This window comes from Veillonella sp. 20925_1_51 (assembly GCF_041431445.1).
In the GTDB taxonomy this organism is placed as follows: domain Bacteria; phylum Bacillota; class Negativicutes; order Veillonellales; family Veillonellaceae; genus Veillonella; species Veillonella nakazawae.
Genome location: NZ_JAPVXT010000001.1, coordinates 386,483 through 402,953 on the forward strand (window position 1 = coordinate 386,483; position 16,471 = coordinate 402,953).

General features: G+C 36.4%; 11 protein-coding genes. All 11 read right to left on the reverse strand.

Translation table 11 applies throughout. The annotated features are described in order from the left end of the window. Positions 1 to 303: 303 nt before the first annotated feature. Positions 304 to 474, reverse strand: coding sequence for a hypothetical protein (locus O3607_RS01850; RefSeq protein WP_173017614.1), 171 nt, complete (start codon positions 472 to 474; stop codon positions 304 to 306). A 14-nt stretch (positions 475 to 488) separates the two neighbouring features. Continuing rightward, positions 489 to 7,031 (reverse strand): hemagglutinin repeat-containing protein, encoded by a 6,543-nt coding sequence (locus tag O3607_RS01855; RefSeq protein ID WP_371443220.1) that lies wholly within the window; start codon positions 7,029 to 7,031, stop codon positions 489 to 491. Between the two features lie 36 nt (positions 7,032 to 7,067). Beyond that, a complete protein-coding gene (locus tag O3607_RS01860; protein WP_371443221.1) occupies positions 7,068 to 8,891 on the reverse strand; it encodes a ShlB/FhaC/HecB family hemolysin secretion/activation protein in 1,824 nt (607 codons plus the stop codon). A gap of 177 nt (positions 8,892 to 9,068) precedes the next feature. After that, positions 9,069 to 10,388, reverse strand: a complete 1,320-nt coding sequence (locus tag O3607_RS01865) for an amidohydrolase (protein WP_371443222.1) — start codon at positions 10,386 to 10,388, stop codon at positions 9,069 to 9,071. A gap of 132 nt (positions 10,389 to 10,520) precedes the next feature. After that, complete coding sequence (locus tag O3607_RS01870) at positions 10,521 to 10,982, reverse strand: hypothetical protein (protein WP_005386525.1); 462 nt, start codon at positions 10,980 to 10,982, stop codon at positions 10,521 to 10,523. Continuing rightward, the gene (locus tag O3607_RS01875) at positions 10,975 to 11,778 is read right to left on the reverse strand and encodes a DUF3100 domain-containing protein (protein ID WP_119206430.1); all 804 of its coding nucleotides are present in this window, start codon (positions 11,776 to 11,778) and stop codon (positions 10,975 to 10,977) included. The genes O3607_RS01870 and O3607_RS01875 overlap by 8 nt, the downstream gene beginning before the upstream one ends. A 230-nt stretch (positions 11,779 to 12,008) precedes the next feature. Beyond that, positions 12,009 to 12,713 carry a DNA repair protein RecO gene (locus tag O3607_RS01880; RefSeq protein ID WP_371443223.1) on the reverse strand — a complete coding sequence of 235 codons (705 nt, stop codon included), beginning with the start codon at positions 12,711 to 12,713 and terminating at the stop codon, positions 12,009 to 12,011. Next, positions 12,700 to 14,031: a hemolysin family protein gene (locus O3607_RS01885; protein ID WP_060924302.1), complete on the reverse strand. Its 1,332-nt coding sequence runs from the start codon at positions 14,029 to 14,031 to the stop codon at positions 12,700 to 12,702. The genes O3607_RS01880 and O3607_RS01885 overlap by 14 nt, the downstream gene beginning before the upstream one ends. A 54-nt stretch (positions 14,032 to 14,085) precedes the next feature. Continuing rightward, complete coding sequence (gene era / locus O3607_RS01890; protein WP_005386518.1) at positions 14,086 to 14,985, reverse strand: GTPase Era; 900 nt, start codon at positions 14,983 to 14,985, stop codon at positions 14,086 to 14,088. Then, positions 14,978 to 15,454 (reverse strand): rRNA maturation RNase YbeY, encoded by a 477-nt coding sequence (ybeY, locus tag O3607_RS01895; protein ID WP_005386517.1) that lies wholly within the window; start codon positions 15,452 to 15,454, stop codon positions 14,978 to 14,980. The genes era and ybeY overlap by 8 nt, the downstream gene beginning before the upstream one ends. Positions 15,455 to 15,456: 2 nt before the next feature. Beyond that, positions 15,457 to 16,470 (reverse strand): PhoH family protein, encoded by a 1,014-nt coding sequence (locus tag O3607_RS01900; protein WP_308518834.1) that lies wholly within the window; start codon positions 16,468 to 16,470, stop codon positions 15,457 to 15,459. Position 16,471: the final 1 nt, after the last annotated feature.

Genomic DNA, 16,471 nt, shown 5'->3' on the forward strand with positions numbered 1-16,471 from the left:
ATATTGTAGCAATATAGAGGGAAGAATGTCAAACTATTATTTTATACGCGTAAAGCTAGTTTCAGCACAATAAAAAATATTGAGAAACAAACAAAAGAAGTTAAGTAAAAATCATAATGGATCGGACTACCTGTTAAAATATCATCTACTATTCCATATAAGATATTAAGTATAGCTAATACTGCAAATCCATATACTATTAATCGTCGCATTATGTTATTCCCTTTACTTATCAATTAAATTACGTGAATTGTAATCTCTATATTACTTATAAAAACTATATTTAATATAACTCTAATAGATTTATACTCTTAATACTAGCTTTAAGATACCAAAGAAAACTAACCAACAAATAAAAAACGCACCATAAAAATCATAATGAATTTCAGCACCAATCATAAAATCATAAACAATTGAATAAATTATAGAAATTAATACAAACAATGCAAATGCATAGAAAAAAAATCGTTTCATACTATTATCTCCTTTTAATTTTTAAATTGTACAGTAATGCTCCCACCAGCACCAACACCATCTACTATATCAAATTTAATTTTACCTTTTCCTTTTTCTCTGTCAATACCTCCTTCAAAGGATGCACCAAGTCCACCGCCATATACATTTCCTTCAGCAACAATAAGAAAATTACCAAAATCTAATGAATAACTTGCATTACCATGAGCTAGTGCGGCCAAAGCACCTGCTTTGACATATATATTACCTTGACCAAGTTTTCCATCTACATCACCAGCCAAATAGAATATGTCACCATTTAATTCAATTTTAGCAGCATTTTTTTCAACCTCATGATGTACCCTAAAAACACTTATTTCACCATTAGCTCCGGCATTTATACCATTAGTAAAGGTTAAGTGTCCCTTATCACCTTTAGCATGAAAACCAGTGATATTAGATGTATCGTCACCAACTAGCCTAAAGTTACTACGTTTATCAGAATTTTGGATACCATTTTGGTATGGCATTATATAACTGTCATTGTTATTAGTAGTTTGAACAGAATTTAAAGATTCTCCCCAATTAGAGTTTGATACCGGATTCCAAATAGTTGGAGAATTAAGTTTGTATTTATTATTAGATTCACGAGATCGTATTATTTTCTCACTAGCCTCTTGCTTATAAATGTAAAATGAATCTTCCAATCCATTTAATGTAACATATTTATATACTAAATTGTTCATAACATCCTGAAATGATCCAGAGCCAATTATATCAGAACTTAGATAACCATATAACTCCTTAGAAATCTCGTTATTTGTATTATATATGTTTAAATGATTGTATTCATACCACATTAAAGTATCATAATAAGCTAGTTTTCTAACCCATTCATCCAGACTAATTACTCCATCTTTATAATTTTTATAATCATTTTTTAAACTCATTTGATCATGATGTGTAAGCCAATTATTCTCAATTGCTGAATTTACTAAAGCTGGAGATATATTTTCACTATTAATACTTTTAGCAATAACTATACTAATAATTTTTTGAAGGTCAGGATTCCCAACTTTTTCTAAAATGGGTTGACTAGCTTCATTAATCGCACTCGTTTTAAATCCTTTTAATCCATTATAACCGGATAAATCTGAAATAACAGCTCCAAATGCTCCATGTAAGGCTACTTTATAAATACCACCCTCACCCCACATCTGAGCCTTCTTACGTAGTTTTGCTACTTCTTCTTTATCACCTATTTCTTCAGCATGTTCAATTTTCTTAATTAGCACATTTTGCTCATGAAGCGCAATATCACCAATTAATTTATATCCATGATCAGAAATTTTTGTTAATAGAATTTCTTTTTCTTCTACTGTTTTCTTATCAAAAATTGGTGCGAGTTTATTAAGAGCCTGTTCCGTATCATGATTAATCTTTTCTAAGGATTCTTTCTCAGCAATTTCAATGATACCTTCACTGATAGCAGAATGAGTAGTTGATTTAGAATTCCCCTTCACAGGAATACCCATTTTAGGGCTACCAGTAATACCTATCGGATTATTTTTAGAGCGTTTAGTTGTAGATAAACTATATCCAGAAGTCTTTGCTGAATAGGATGTTTCATTTTGAATATCATTCATTGTTAAAGAATTAGAGGATAATTTATTCTTAGATTTATCTGTACTACCCTTGATTATACCACCTGTAAGTGTAGTTGCATTATTTACCTGTACATTATATCCACCATCACCTGCATATATACCAGCCTGGTTTGTAACACTTGCATAGTGACTATCTGTAGTGCCTCTCGAATTATCAAACCCAACTCTTGCAGGTCCACTCATACCATAAGATACAGATATACCTTTATTTTTACTTATTTTATGGTAGTCATTCGTATCTTGTAAACTTTCAATTTTCAAATCATGTCCAACTTTTGTAGTCACACTCTCACCGATGACCTTAGAACCTATAATTTCTGTATCATTTCCAGAGACAGTATTGACTTGTTTACCACGAATAATGGTTCCAGTATGTGTCTTAGTTGTCTCTAATGCATTTTCTTTACCTTTATACACATTAGCATCTAAACCAATAACACCATTACCGTGAGGACTAACTGTAGCACCAACAGACCATCCTGAACTTGTATATGTATCACGTTGTACCGAAGAGTTTGTTCCTGCATCTAAACTTAGGTTATTTGTTGCATTTAAATTAACCTCTGGAGCCTCTATTACACTACCTGTAATATGAATATTGCCTTTATCACTATTATCACTATCTGCAGTAATACTTACCTTATTTTTGCTACCTATAGAACTACCTATATAATTCTCTTGATTAAGTTCACTAACCTGTTTAAATTTGCTCGAACCAACACCAACATGTATATTGAGTAAACGATCTTTTTTAGCCCTATTATTTATATTATTGATCGCAGTTTTAACATCTGGATGCATAGCATTTTTCTCTTCAGGATGTTCTGCCTGATGTGCTGTATTGAGTTCATCCGCCTTTGCCAGTATAGCTTTTTCTTTTTCTACAAGTTTTTCTATCTTAGCATTATTATAAGTAGCCCCATCATTATAAGCATGTTTTAAAGTATTGGCAGCTTCAAGATACTCTAATGTAGATAAGTTGCTATTTTTTCTAGTGTTAGCCCGTTTACCCAGTTGCTGAATATTATTTAATTCATTAACAATCTGACCACCAACACTTACAGTAAGACCGGAACGCTTCTCCTCGTGACTTTGCACTACATGTGCAGTATTATGCTTCCCATCAACAATCACATTTTGAGCAGAAAGGTCTGCAGGTTGATTACTAAAATAGTTTGTCGTAGTACTATGAATGACATTACCAGCCTTAACATTAATCGCTCCATCTGAGGAAGAAATGTTACTTGCAACTTGAGTTTTATATCTGCCATCTGTTGTATCAGTCACTTTTTTACTACCAATAGTAAAGCCTATACCTGCTCCCATTAGACCAGACTTTTTACTATATTGATATACATCATCACGTTGAGTTTCTTCACCAGAATCTGTACGCACGTCATTACCTGCAGATACGGATACATCTTTTGTTCCTAAAATGTTAGAACCTGTTACAGAAACATTGCGATTAGCTTTCACATTAATCGTATCGCCACCAATTGTTGAAGATAAAACACCTGTGTGCTCATGATCTGTACGTATGATATTAGTTGTACGAGATAGTAAACTCTTTTCTTTGTATTTTAGCCCATATTCATCACGGCTATAACTATTCCCCTTAGTAATATTAACGTCATTTCCGGCTTCAACAGATGTGACACCATGTTCACTATTAACAATACCATTACGGATATTTACATCATTTCCTGCACGTAAATTAACATGACTATCACTTAAAATAGCTGTACCTAATTCTGTACGGCGATCAGTACGATTATAGTTATCACTATTAACAGTCATATCCTTTTTAGAAGATAATGCTTCTGTTGTTAAGTTAATATTCTGCCCAGCCTCAATCGTTGCTTTAGAATTATCTCCAGTATGAACAATAGCACCTTTAAGGTTAACATCTCGTTTCGCAGATAAAACTAAATCACCATCTTTTGCTACACCAATAGTTCCTTGACGACTAACAATATCGTGATGTTCTAATCTATCTACATGAGCACCTACATTAATATCACGACCAGCATTAATAGTAACCTGTTTATCACCATGAATATTACCTGTATTTATTACATCTTGTGACGCTTTAATATTCACTTGACGTCCATCGATACGGCCTGTATTTTGTACATCATGAGCGCCTAATACAATTGTATCTGCAGTCATAATGCCTTGATTTAGAATATCTGCATTAGTATTGCTAACAATAGCTTTACCACTTATGATTCCACCCATTGCATCAACAGATTTTGCAGGTTGTTTCGCTAAATATACTTTAGGATATAGAACTTGTTGAGCTTTTCCATCTACTACAACTGTTTTAGTTTCTAACCACACCATATCAGTTGTTATAGCTTCCATTTGTTCTTTAGATAAAGCAATTCCTGGAGCTAGTTTAAATGCTTTACCAAAGGCTATACCAGCCTCTAACAACGCTTTATATTCAGCTTCATTATCTGTATACCCTTCTAAATATTGTTTGCCTGTAGCGGATACGATTTGATCATTAATAAGCTGCTGCTCATAGAATCCATCACCTAAACGTTTTAATCTTCGTTCAGGATCATTTGCTAAGGCATCAAGCATATATTGAGAAGATAAAAAATTCTTACGATTTGTAAAAGCGGAGTCTGTTTCTATCAAAGCATTAGCTGTAATATCTGGATGAATTTGATATAGTGCTTCTGTTGGTAAGGATAAACCATCTATAGTATGACTTTCTTTACCTTTTCCACCACCTAAACCATAGGGATCCAAACTATCATTGACTTTTGCAATAGTAGCTTTAGACAATGTATCTTCCGCATGCTCTTTAACTGTACCAATTGGCTTTACATTAGTTTCAGTAATGGTTGGGGTCATATAGACTTCTTGATCCCAAACTCTGCGACGTTTATGTCTTACACCATGACTTTTCCGTTTTCTTATTGTTTTACTCTCTTGAGTGGTTCCAGTAATAAAGCTTTTATCACTCATCGAATCAGATATATTTTCTATTCGCCCCTTAGTTTGAATCGTCCCTCCAGAAATCACTTTACTATTATCATTATGGAGAATACCTGTTGTTACAACATCACCGCCACTACTAATAACACCTGGATCATCATTAGTCACTTCTTTATGAGTATGCTCTGTTTCAGATCGAATAATCGTAAATTTATGAACTCGATTTTCATCTTTATCCATCTCTTTGTTATAAGCTTCATCTTCAGCAGTCTTAACAGGTTTTACATGAGGTGTACCATAGCCACTTTTGTAATCAGCATAAGGGAATTCTGACTTATCAAAGACTTGGCCCTCTAACTTATGGTGTGGGTCAGTAACTTTTAACTTATCAGGATTTTTAGTAATACCATCTGAAACACGCTTTACACCTAATGCAAGATTTTTATTATTTACTACAGGTGTATCTAGTTCAATAGAATTTACGGCTTTAATAGTTGATCCCGTATTATTGATACCTTCTTTAGCTGTTAGGTCCATAGTGCCACCACTATAGATGAATCCCTTACCCGTATTATTTATGGTATCTGAAGTTATATCAACGTGATTACGCCCTGCAATGACACCAGACTTATGCGTATCTAATTCTTTTTTTATAGTAGTAACATTCTCTTGTGCCTCATCATAAGCATTCGTTAACTCTTTAATGCGTTGACGATGTGCTTCTAACTCTGTTTTAGTTTTATATTTTGTGATATCAGCGTTCCATTCAGCATCTAGATCATTTTTAGCCTTTTCTAAAGCCTTACCAGCCTTATGGTAGCGTTGTTCTATTTCAGAATTTGTATGGTTTTTAACTGTATTTGCATCAATAGCTACAGTATCACCGTAAATACGTCCACCTTCATTGTTATCTACGGATTTAGCTTTTATGTCCGTAGTTTTTCCTGAGTTAATAAGACCACTATTATTTACTGCTTCTTTACTATTTACCGTCGTAGATACATCACCTTGAACCACACCACTATTGTGAATAGCAATGCTTTGACCAGCTAACGTAGTATTTCCATTACTCGTAACACCACCATCAACTATGATTTTACCATCACTAGTAATACTAGATGCTTGTGTAGAACTTACTACGCCTTTCACATTTACACCAAGACCAGTATTAGTACCTTTCATAGTGATAGAATTTGCATACATACCACCAATAGCAGAGACATCTAAGCCAACATTGCTAGAATCACCAATTTTTTGAGTGTTTAATGTATTAGCATCTATTGTATTTTTGCCAGTACGTGTTTCAATTGTATTAGCCCATACTCCAGCATTTACATTTGTTGCTTCTGTTAAAATTTGTAGAGCATTAGCATCTTTAGCATTAAGACCATTTCCGTTAATAGAAATACGCCCTTGCTCTACACGATAGGCGTTTAAATTTCCCTTTGAATCATATTCTATTTTACCTGTAGTTAATACTGCTCGATCTGTATTGATAAAGCCACCACCATCTACAGTAATACCATTTGGATTAGCTACAACTACTGAAGCTTTACGACCTGCTACCTCAATAAACCCTTTCATATCAGTTGGATTATGGGATGTAACCTCGTTAACAATAACATTAGCAGAACCTCGCATCATATTGGCATTACCAGGTACATAGCCACCTAATTTTGTATTAGACATTTGGTAAGAGTTATTTAGAATTACACCATTTTGCGGTACATTAAAGTTAGTGTAATCATTTCTAGATACGCCACTAGCACTAGGTCCTGCAATATTTACTAATGTAATACCATTACCAGCTTGACCAACCGTAGCTTGTCTTTCATGTGGTGCATTTGTGTCAACTTCGATAGGGTTTGCTGCATAGGCAAATGGTACAACTAATGGGTCTACAATCATTAAGCCCATTGTAAGCCAAACGGCAATTTTATATTGTAATCGTTTTTGTTTCATAATTACTCTCTCTATTAATACATATACTCAAACTATTTAGAATCGTATACCAGCTTGGAAACCTGTAGTTACAGAGTCTGTTCTATAACCTCTTGGTTTATATAAAGGGGCACCGACAAACACATCGTAAAACAATCCAGATTTAAACTGCCCTTTCATCCCTAAACTAGTACCAGCAATAAATTTACCTGTTAATATATCTGTACTCGGACCATATACAGCGCCAAAATCTACGTTAGCATAAATACTTGATTTCCATTTAGGAATATAGCTAGCAACTTCATTACGCATATACCAACCGCTTTCAGCCATTAATGTATTCTCACCATCAAACCCTTGTACTGTATATCGATTACCAAGGCTAATCATATCTCTAGAGAATAAACGTTTATCCCCTAATGTCCATTGTCCATGGAATGATGTAGTAATACTTGCTGGTCTATGCCCCCATGTACGAGGTATTTGATAATCCACATCTACTAAAAGTTGTGTAAATCTAGTACTAGGTGCTCCATTACCATATTCAGGTTGTGAACCAAACCAGCCAACACCTTGTTTAATAGCCGCTCTAGAATATAACGTATTTTGCTTAATATATCTTCGTTCTGATATACCAAATTCTACAGAAGCTGTATTGGCACGTTGTACAGCAACCTCTACATCATTAATATAATTTTTGGCATTACGTTTGCTAATAATAATGTCCCAACTACGTTTAGTCGTTCGATCTCGATGGAATACATGATTCCATGAACCTCTAACCGTCTTGGCATGGCTAGAACTAATAAATGGTGTAGCCATAGAATTAATCGTTTGGTGATATTTCATATCACTATAGGAAATACTAAAGGTATCCTTTCCTCTAGGTATGGAATAAGAAATACTATGATTTCTGGTACCTTTATGTTCACCGTCTTGAGCTGCATCTCGATTAACACTTAAATTCAAAGAATCGTTGGCATTAAAGACACGATCAATACCAATAGCCGCAGTCCACTGAAGCTTTCCCGTTTCTTTTAATCCAGAATCATCTATGGACACCATCCCATGGATAGGCGGCTTTTTAGTCGTTTCAAGCACAATATTGGTAGCCAATGGTTTTGAACCAGGTTCAAGCTCAATAGACACATTTTGAGAGCCTAGACGCTTCATTTGCTCTATACCTTGTTCTATATTCCGAATATTTAAGATATCTCCTTTACGAATCGGAAATGCATTTTCCCATGGTAATGGCTGTACGTAAGGTTTATATAATATAGCTTCTACTCGACCTAGTTGTAAATTGAATTGTAAATTACCTGAAGCTAAGGATTGAGGTGGAATACCAATTCTAGAAGTAACATAACCATGCTCAATTAGTGCATTATTTAGTCTATTAGATAAAATGTTTATATCTTCAAGTGTAAGTTTACGATTCAAAAATGGTTTAATTGTTTTTCGTAAAAAACCAAATTCTCTAGGTACATCTAATTGAAGTTTCTTTTTTTGAGCTTCATAATACAATGGACCTTTAATCAATCGTGCACTTGCTACAGAGCTATTATCTACAAACGTAGTCTGATCCATAGTTGAATTTGTCATATCATTATATGTTAATTGTGCAGATTGACTAATAGGCTCTTCAACAATACGTATTTGAGATACAAAAAAAGATGGTCCTACATGTGCTGGCTGTTGTGCCGGTACTGTATAACCATCTTGTGATGATAAAGATCCAGATGTACTATCTAATCCACCTGTTTGTACTGTAATTCGTCCCTCTCCAAGCCGCGCCTCTCTCGCTAATTGCTGTTCTCTCGCTCTATCTAGTTGTGCTTGTGTATCAATCGGTCTCGCTCCATAAATATGTAATGGTAGCATACAAGCAAAACTAAGACAGAAAAGTAAATCTCTCTTTTTTCATATACTTCCTCTAATAGTAAAAAATAAACTCATTTGTTATATTTTATTATGTTTATTTTTCGAAAGTCAATAGACAGTTTAAATTAAAAACCACCTACCAAAGATAATCAATTCATCTTCGATAGGTGGTTTATTTTATTCACCCTTAGCAATGCGATCTAAGAGTTCAATATAAGTTTCTTTGTTTAATGCTGGCGTAAAGTTGTCTAATACATCCTTAGCGCCTGCTGCGTCATCGTATAGTAAGTCTACGATTGTCATAGCCAAGGCTTGTGCTGTTTTAATGTACGCTACATCAGGGACAGAGATTTCGTATTCTGCACTGTGTAGTACACCACTAATACAGCCAACCCATGGATGGATAACCGGCATCAAGTGAGATACGTCCCCCATGTCTGTACTAGCTGTAATATGTGGGCCTTGGTATACATTGGCTTCACCAAAGATAGGATTTGAATTTTCTCGTAATAGAGCATTCATACGTTCATCATTACGCATCGGTAAATAACCAGGGAGGTCCTTGATAACACATGTGGCCCCTACTGCATCACCACCGGCTTTTAAGGCACGATTGACACGATGGTTACCATCTACAATAGCTTGAATATTTGAGGCACGCACATAGCTTTCAACTTGAACATAATCAGGCACACAGTTTACCAATGTACCGCCTTGATTAATGATTGGGTGGAATCTGAAATAATCGCTTTCTTTGAAAGTTTCACGAATGGAGTTAACCCCCATAACACCCATTAAAGCAGCATTAAGAGCATTGATCCCTTCATGAGGTGCTTGAGCCGCATGAGCTACCTTGCCGTGATACTCAATCAGTTTAGATACAAAACCATTGGAGGTACTACCAAGCCCCATTTCACCAGCTGGAGTTTTGGCAGTCTCCACATGCATTTGCATAGCCGTATCGATATCATCGAAAGCACCTTCATAGATAAGCTGTTGCTTACCGCCCATATACTTGAGTTTTCCTTGCTCACGCAATTTGTTGCGGTAATCAATTTCAATCATTTCCTCTGCAGGGACAGCAAATAGTACAACATCACCAGCTAGCTCATCCATCACTGCTTGTAAGCCTATAGCTACGGCAAACATATTCGTAATTTGTACATTATGACCACAGCAATGAGCAGCCCCTGTTAAATCATCAGCGCGAGGATGGCGAGGACAGAGAATGGCATCTAATTCCCCCACCATTGCAACCGTATATTTACTATCTCGGCCTTTCATTCTACCTTTTACACCTGTCAATGCATGACCTGTAGTATAAGAAATGCCCAGTTCATCAAACATAGCTTGAACCTTTTTAGAGGTTTTTACCTCTTTAAAACCTAGTTCAGGTTCAGCCATAATAGATTCAGCCAATTCTCGTAAACGCGGTTGTGCATCAACAATAGCTTTACAAACACGTTGTTTTACTTCTTCCTTTGTCATACGGCTCATACTATCTCCTTTATAAAATCGACCGTATAAAATACGGTCGATCATGTCATCATGATATATAGATATCTTCTAAAATATAAATCTATAATTATATCTTAACATAATTTAAACATCTAACATTATGATTTAGTATTAAATTAAACCTTCTAAATGAAGTACTAATTGGGCTAATGCTGTCGCACAGATGAAAGTACCTGCAGTTACAGCTAGTGCAACAGGAATAATGCGCCAAGATAAGCGACGGAATGCACCAAGGTCTTTCCCTAAGGATAAACCTGCATAAGCAAGTACTGGTGTTGTAGTAGCAAGGAATGTAACTTGGCTAGTTTTTGCTATAATCCATTCTTGGCCAGGCATTCCTGGTAAGGATGCAACAACACCGACTAAGGAAACCCAGAATACCATAGGTAATTTATTAGCATACGGCAAATTAGAGAGCAATGCACCAATTGTAGCAAGGACTGCTAAGATAGCTACGCCAACTAAACTATCGCTAAATAGATGTTTACCATCCATTACATTACCTACTGCAGTGATGATAGCAGCAATACAAATAACGATGACAAACTGTGTTAATTTTTCACTTTTACTCATGATTTGCTGCCTCCTCTGCTAAATCCTGTTCACGGGTACGACCTGTAAAGAAGTTGTATGTTTTTTCCATAACTGGTAAAGAAACAAATAGGCCAAAGTATACGCCTAGAACGGTAGTCAACAAGTTTGCAGCCCCTGCAAGAGCCATAATTTGTTGTTCGTAATCTGGATATACTGCAATGATTGGAGCCGTAGCGGCAGCCATCATACTAGCACTACCTACGCCAGCGCCCATAGCTAATGCCAATGGATGGAACCATCCAGATTGTGCCAACATACCAGCCAATACGGAGGACCACATAGCACCGATAAGAACGCCACAGATGTACATGCCCATAACACCACGGCCCTCAGGAGAGCTAAAGCCAAATTTGTCGATAATAATTGCTACGTTCGGCTCACGGTCTACGGAGTAACAAGCACCTACTGCTTCTCGACGCATACCTACTAATAAAGCTACTGGTAAACCGAATACAATCGTACCAAAGAAATGCCCAAGCTCTTGTAGTAATAATGCCCAGCCTGCACTTGTAAGAATACCAAGATTTGGACCGATACCTAAACCTACTTTTACCATCAAGATCATAACGGCAATACCGATATAATCTGCAGATTTTTCCATCTGTTTAATAGTAAGAATTTTAAACTTAGGAATAGAAATTAATAAACCTAGAACCAATGTGTACAATAATGGCAATAATACAACGGGACCTAGTTTTTTTATGCCTATAAATTCAGCGACTACAGTTAGTACGAGCGCTAGAAAATGTATTTTGAGATTTCCCAAAAGCTGCATAATGACCTCCTATAAAAACATATAATATAATATTGTTATATTATAAATAATTGTTATCAAAAGTGTCAACTACAGATGCACAATTGTCTATCAGTATTATATTTTTTCATACGTATCTTGAGATACAGAAAATATATACTAGTTATGCTTACTGGAAAATGATATATCCATTCAACATCTCATAACATATAAAAAAGCAGTTTGATTTCTCAAACTGCCTTTTACTATCATTAAATTATGGAATTTAAAAACTTAACGCTTTGTAAGGGTTTACCGATTTCTTGCTCACAGTATGCAAATAGTAGTTTTTCTAGTTCCTTCCATATTGTTTTGGGAAGTTCTATAGGCGTGTCTTCACCCCACTGGTAAGCGAGAATTTGAGGTAATCCAGCTTTCACAGAACGCGAAATGCTAAAGTTCGTTGTTTCTTTCACCTGTATCCAGAATGGATCGATACCATCTTGATGTGAAAAAGTATTAGCACTAGGCACAACCCCTGCGAGGGATAGTAATTGCCAACCAAGCATTATCGTTCCTAGCTGTACATTGCGGCGACGAATTTGCTTGGAATAGTTTACAACGGTATCAAACACCTTGCGATCTACATCATACATTGCAAATAGTTCTTGAATGAGCTCACTGGCCACTGCAGCATAAGCAATATTATCTAAATTCACATCTAATGATTCTACCACATAGGAACCATCAATTTGTGTAACATTTACATATTCACCATCAGGTACCACTGTGATATACATGGCACTAAAGGGACGTAAATAGGAACTGTTACGCATGGTCATCATACGCTTATGCGGGATGGATGCACGAATGAGTCCTAAGCTAGGTGTAATAAAAGTAAATACAGAGTATAGCTTATGTTTTTTTCGACTAATGACGATGGCAGGTGTGTTAAAACCACCATTAAGCTTCTTCATGTTCTTCTTCCGTTGTTTCCTCTTCAGGTAAAGGTGTTACTTTAATACGGGATACGCGATAACCTTGCATTTGTGTTACTTCAAAGGTATATCCCAATGCATCCACAGTATCACCAACGATTGGTGTCCGTTCTAAGAGACCAAATACATAGCCCCCAATTGTATCAGAGTCAGAATCGTCGATTTCAACGTCCATCATTTCCTCTACTTCATCTACAAGAACTTTGCCATCAAATTCGAAAGAACCATCTGCATAAGCAATTTTAGCTGGTAAGTGTGGTTCATGTTCGTCTTGAATATCCCCAACGAGCTCTTCGATAATATCTTCAAGGCCTACGAGACCAACCATGCCACCGTACTCATCTACAACAATAGCTTGATAGATACGACGAGTTCTCATGTATTGTAGCAGTGTGGATAACTTCATTACCTCTGGCACAGTTAAGATATCTCGTTTTACATTACGCAAATCCTTACGTGCTTGATTAGGACGCTCCATGAGGTCCTTAATGTGAACTAGACCAATGATATGATCCTTATCCTCCACACATAGAGGGTAACGCGTATGAGCTTTAGAGCGAATAAATTTCATCGCTTCATCGTAACCATCTTCAACGAAAATGCAGTCCACATCTTGACGCGGTACCATAACCTCTTTAGCTCTACGGTCTACGAAGTTAAAAACATTGTCAATCAACTCTGATTCCACTTGGTCTAGTTGACCTTCTTCATGGCTTCGAGAGATCATCATGCGAATCTCTTCTTCAGAGTACACAAGGTCTAGTTCTGTTAAATATTTTGTTTTGTAAAAGCCCAAAATAACAGTGGATATTTTGCTAGCAATCCAAATGAACGGATATACCAAACGACCAGCAGCTACTACGATACGGCTATAGGTATTTACATACTTTGTTGGGAACGATAAGCCCAATGCTTTAGGTACGATTTCACCAAAGATTAAAACAATTAAGCTAATTAATAACAATAAAAGTATATCTAGTACGAAGTGCATCCATGTACTATGAACATTAAATACCGCTACAAGTTGATCTACGGTATTATCAAATACATAGGTGCCTGTACCAGCAAGAGCCAAAATAAAGAATAAAATCAAAAACTGCGTCGTATTTAAAAAATACTCAGGGTTTTGATAGAGTTTTAATAAAAACTCTCTATCCTTCTCTAAAAGGATATCCATATCCTCAACATGCTCTTTACGAAGACGAGCAAAGGAGAACTTTGCGACCACAAAAAAGTTAATTAAAAATATACATACAAGACCAAACCCTATGGGTAACAGGCCATCTACACTATCCATCTTAATTCCTTTCATACAATAGGGAAAACGAGTTAGTTTTTATTATAGCAAAAATTATTTTCTATAACCAAGTTCAGATAACATGCCGGATTTATTGCGCCAATCCTTTTTAACCTTAACCCAAAGGTCTAGGTACACCTTTGTAGCCAATAGTTTTTGAATATCTACACGGGCTTCAGCACCAAGTTGTTTCAACAAGGCACCTTTCTTACCGATGATAATGCCCTTTTGAGAGTCTCGTTCACAGTAAATAGTAGCACGGATATAGGTTGTACCATCATCACGTGTTTTCATTTCATCTACGTCTACAGCGATAGCATGAGGGATTTCATCACGTGTAGCCAATAGGATTTTTTCACGAACAATATCAGAAATGATAAGACGTTCTGGTTGGTCCGTAATCATATCCTCTGGGAAGTATTGTGGACCTTCCGGTAATGTTTCTTCTAATACATTTAGAACTTCATTTAGGTTCTCTTTATCCTTTGCAGAAATAGGAATAACCCCTGCAAATGGATATGCATCTTGATAAGACACGATGGCTTCTAAAAGCTCCTCTTTTTTTAGAGTATCAATCTTGTTAACGACTAAGAAAACAGGAACCTTTACACGTTTCAATTGTTCAATAATGAAGTTGTCCCCAGGTCCTCGCTTTTCATTGCCTGCTACTACAAATAAAACAGCTTCCGTTTCTTTCAAGGACTCAATGGCAGCATCTACCATGAATTCACCTAATTTATGTTTTGGCTTATGTACACCTGGTGTATCCATGAAAACGATTTGTTTTGCTTCATCTGTATATACACAGATAATACGGTTACGCGTTGTTTGAGCCTTATCGGATACGATAGCGATTTTGTCGCCAATAAGGGCATTAATTAAGGTAGATTTACCAACATTAGGGCGTCCTACAACGGCAACAAAGCCAGATTTAAAATGTTCGTTCTTATTCATTATATGGTGCATCCTCCCGCACATAACCGAGATTACCTAAGATAAATTCTTCTTCAGTGCGCATCTCTTTTTTATCTTCGTCGTTCATATGGTCATAGCCTAAGATATGTAAGCAACTGTGAGTCGTTAAATACGCTAATTCTCGTTCAAAGCTATGTCCATATTCAATAGCTTGTTCACGAGTGCGCTCTAAGGAAATAATCATATCACCAAGTAAGTGATGTTCCTCTTCACTGCCTTCGTAGTCATCCCCTTCATTAAGGGCAAAGGACAATACATCGGTAGGTCTATCGATGCCGCGATATTCTTTATTGAGCTCGTGAATCTTAGCATTATCGCAGAGTAAAATACTCATTTCATCTTCTTCAAGACCATATACGCGACTCACTTCATCACAGACCTTGCGTATAACAGCCTCAATATTGGAATCCTCTTGAATTCCTTCATCATAGCTAATATGTATATACATGCTTATCCTTTCGCTACATGCTCTTTAGATGCTGCGTTAGTTTCCGCAGTCTCACCAGCTAATTTACGTTCATGATACTGATCGTAAGCTTTTACAATTCGGCCTACTAAATCGTGACGAACAACGTCTTGATCGCTAAAGTAAACCATATTAATACCAGATACATGACGCAATACCTTTTCAGCCTCGCCAAGACCAGATACAACACGTGGTGGCAAGTCAATTTGTGTCTTATCACCGTTGACTACCATTTTAGAGTTGTTACCTAAACGTGTTAAGAACATCTTCATCTGCTCAGCTGTCGTATTTTGAGCTTCGTCTAGAATAACGAAGGCATTTTCTAAGGTACGACCACGCATATATGCTAATGGTGCTACCTCGATAGTACCACGTTCCATAAAGCGTTGTACTTGCTCGATGCCAAACATTTCATGTAATGCATCATAAAGAGGTCGCAAATAAGGATCTACCTTGTCTTGTAATTCACCAGGTAGGAAGCCTAATCGTTCACCAGCCTCTACAGCAGGACGAGTCAAAATAATTTTATCTACATTGCGATTTTTTAAATAGAATGCGGCTAACGCTACGGCTAGGAATGTTTTACCTGTACCGGCAGGGCCTATACCAAAGGTAATAGTGTTTTTACGGATGCTATCAACATAGTATTTCTGACCTTCCGTTTTAGGCGTAATATTTTTACCGCGCATATTAACGGATAAGGTATCTTCAAACATAGTATGTACAGCATCAGCTTTACCGTTCGCTACAAGTTTCGCCGCAATACGAACTTGGGACTCAGTAATGGTACTGCCTTCACGATATAAGAATACCAGTTCCTCTAACGTACGATACAGAGCCTCTACTTGCTTTTCATCGCCCTTGATAACAACAGTATCCCCGCGTGCCACTACATCTACAGAGATGACTTCAAGCATCATATGCAAATATCGATTATGTTGACCTAGTATGGATTGTGCTAGGTCATATGTAGGAAATGTAAATACTTGTTCGCTCATA

Excerpts from the sequence above, each read along its gene's own strand:
- O3607_RS01850 (WP_173017614.1), bottom strand. The coding sequence starts at position 474 with ATGAAACGATTTTTTTTCTATGCATTTGCATTGTTTGTATTAATTTCT.
- O3607_RS01855 (WP_371443220.1), bottom strand. The coding sequence starts at position 7,031 with ATGAAACAAAAACGATTACAATATAAAATTGCCGTTTGGCTTACAATG.
- O3607_RS01860 (WP_371443221.1), bottom strand. The coding sequence starts at position 8,891 with ATGCTACCATTACATATTTATGGAGCGAGACCGATTGATACACAAGCA.
- O3607_RS01865 (WP_371443222.1), bottom strand. The coding sequence starts at position 10,388 with ATGAGCCGTATGACAAAGGAAGAAGTAAAACAACGTGTTTGTAAAGCT.
- O3607_RS01870 (WP_005386525.1), bottom strand. The coding sequence starts at position 10,982 with ATGAGTAAAAGTGAAAAATTAACACAGTTTGTCATCGTTATTTGTATT.
- O3607_RS01875 (WP_119206430.1), bottom strand. The coding sequence starts at position 11,778 with ATGCAGCTTTTGGGAAATCTCAAAATACATTTTCTAGCGCTCGTACTA.
- O3607_RS01880 (WP_371443223.1), bottom strand. The coding sequence starts at position 12,713 with ATGAAGAAGCTTAATGGTGGTTTTAACACACCTGCCATCGTCATTAGT.
- O3607_RS01885 (WP_060924302.1), bottom strand. The coding sequence starts at position 14,031 with ATGGATAGTGTAGATGGCCTGTTACCCATAGGGTTTGGTCTTGTATGT.
- era (WP_005386518.1), bottom strand. The coding sequence starts at position 14,985 with ATGAATAAGAACGAACATTTTAAATCTGGCTTTGTTGCCGTTGTAGGA.
- ybeY (WP_005386517.1), bottom strand. The coding sequence starts at position 15,454 with ATGTATATACATATTAGCTATGATGAAGGAATTCAAGAGGATTCCAAT.
- O3607_RS01900 (WP_308518834.1), bottom strand. The coding sequence starts at position 16,470 with ATGAGCGAACAAGTATTTACATTTCCTACATATGACCTAGCACAATCC.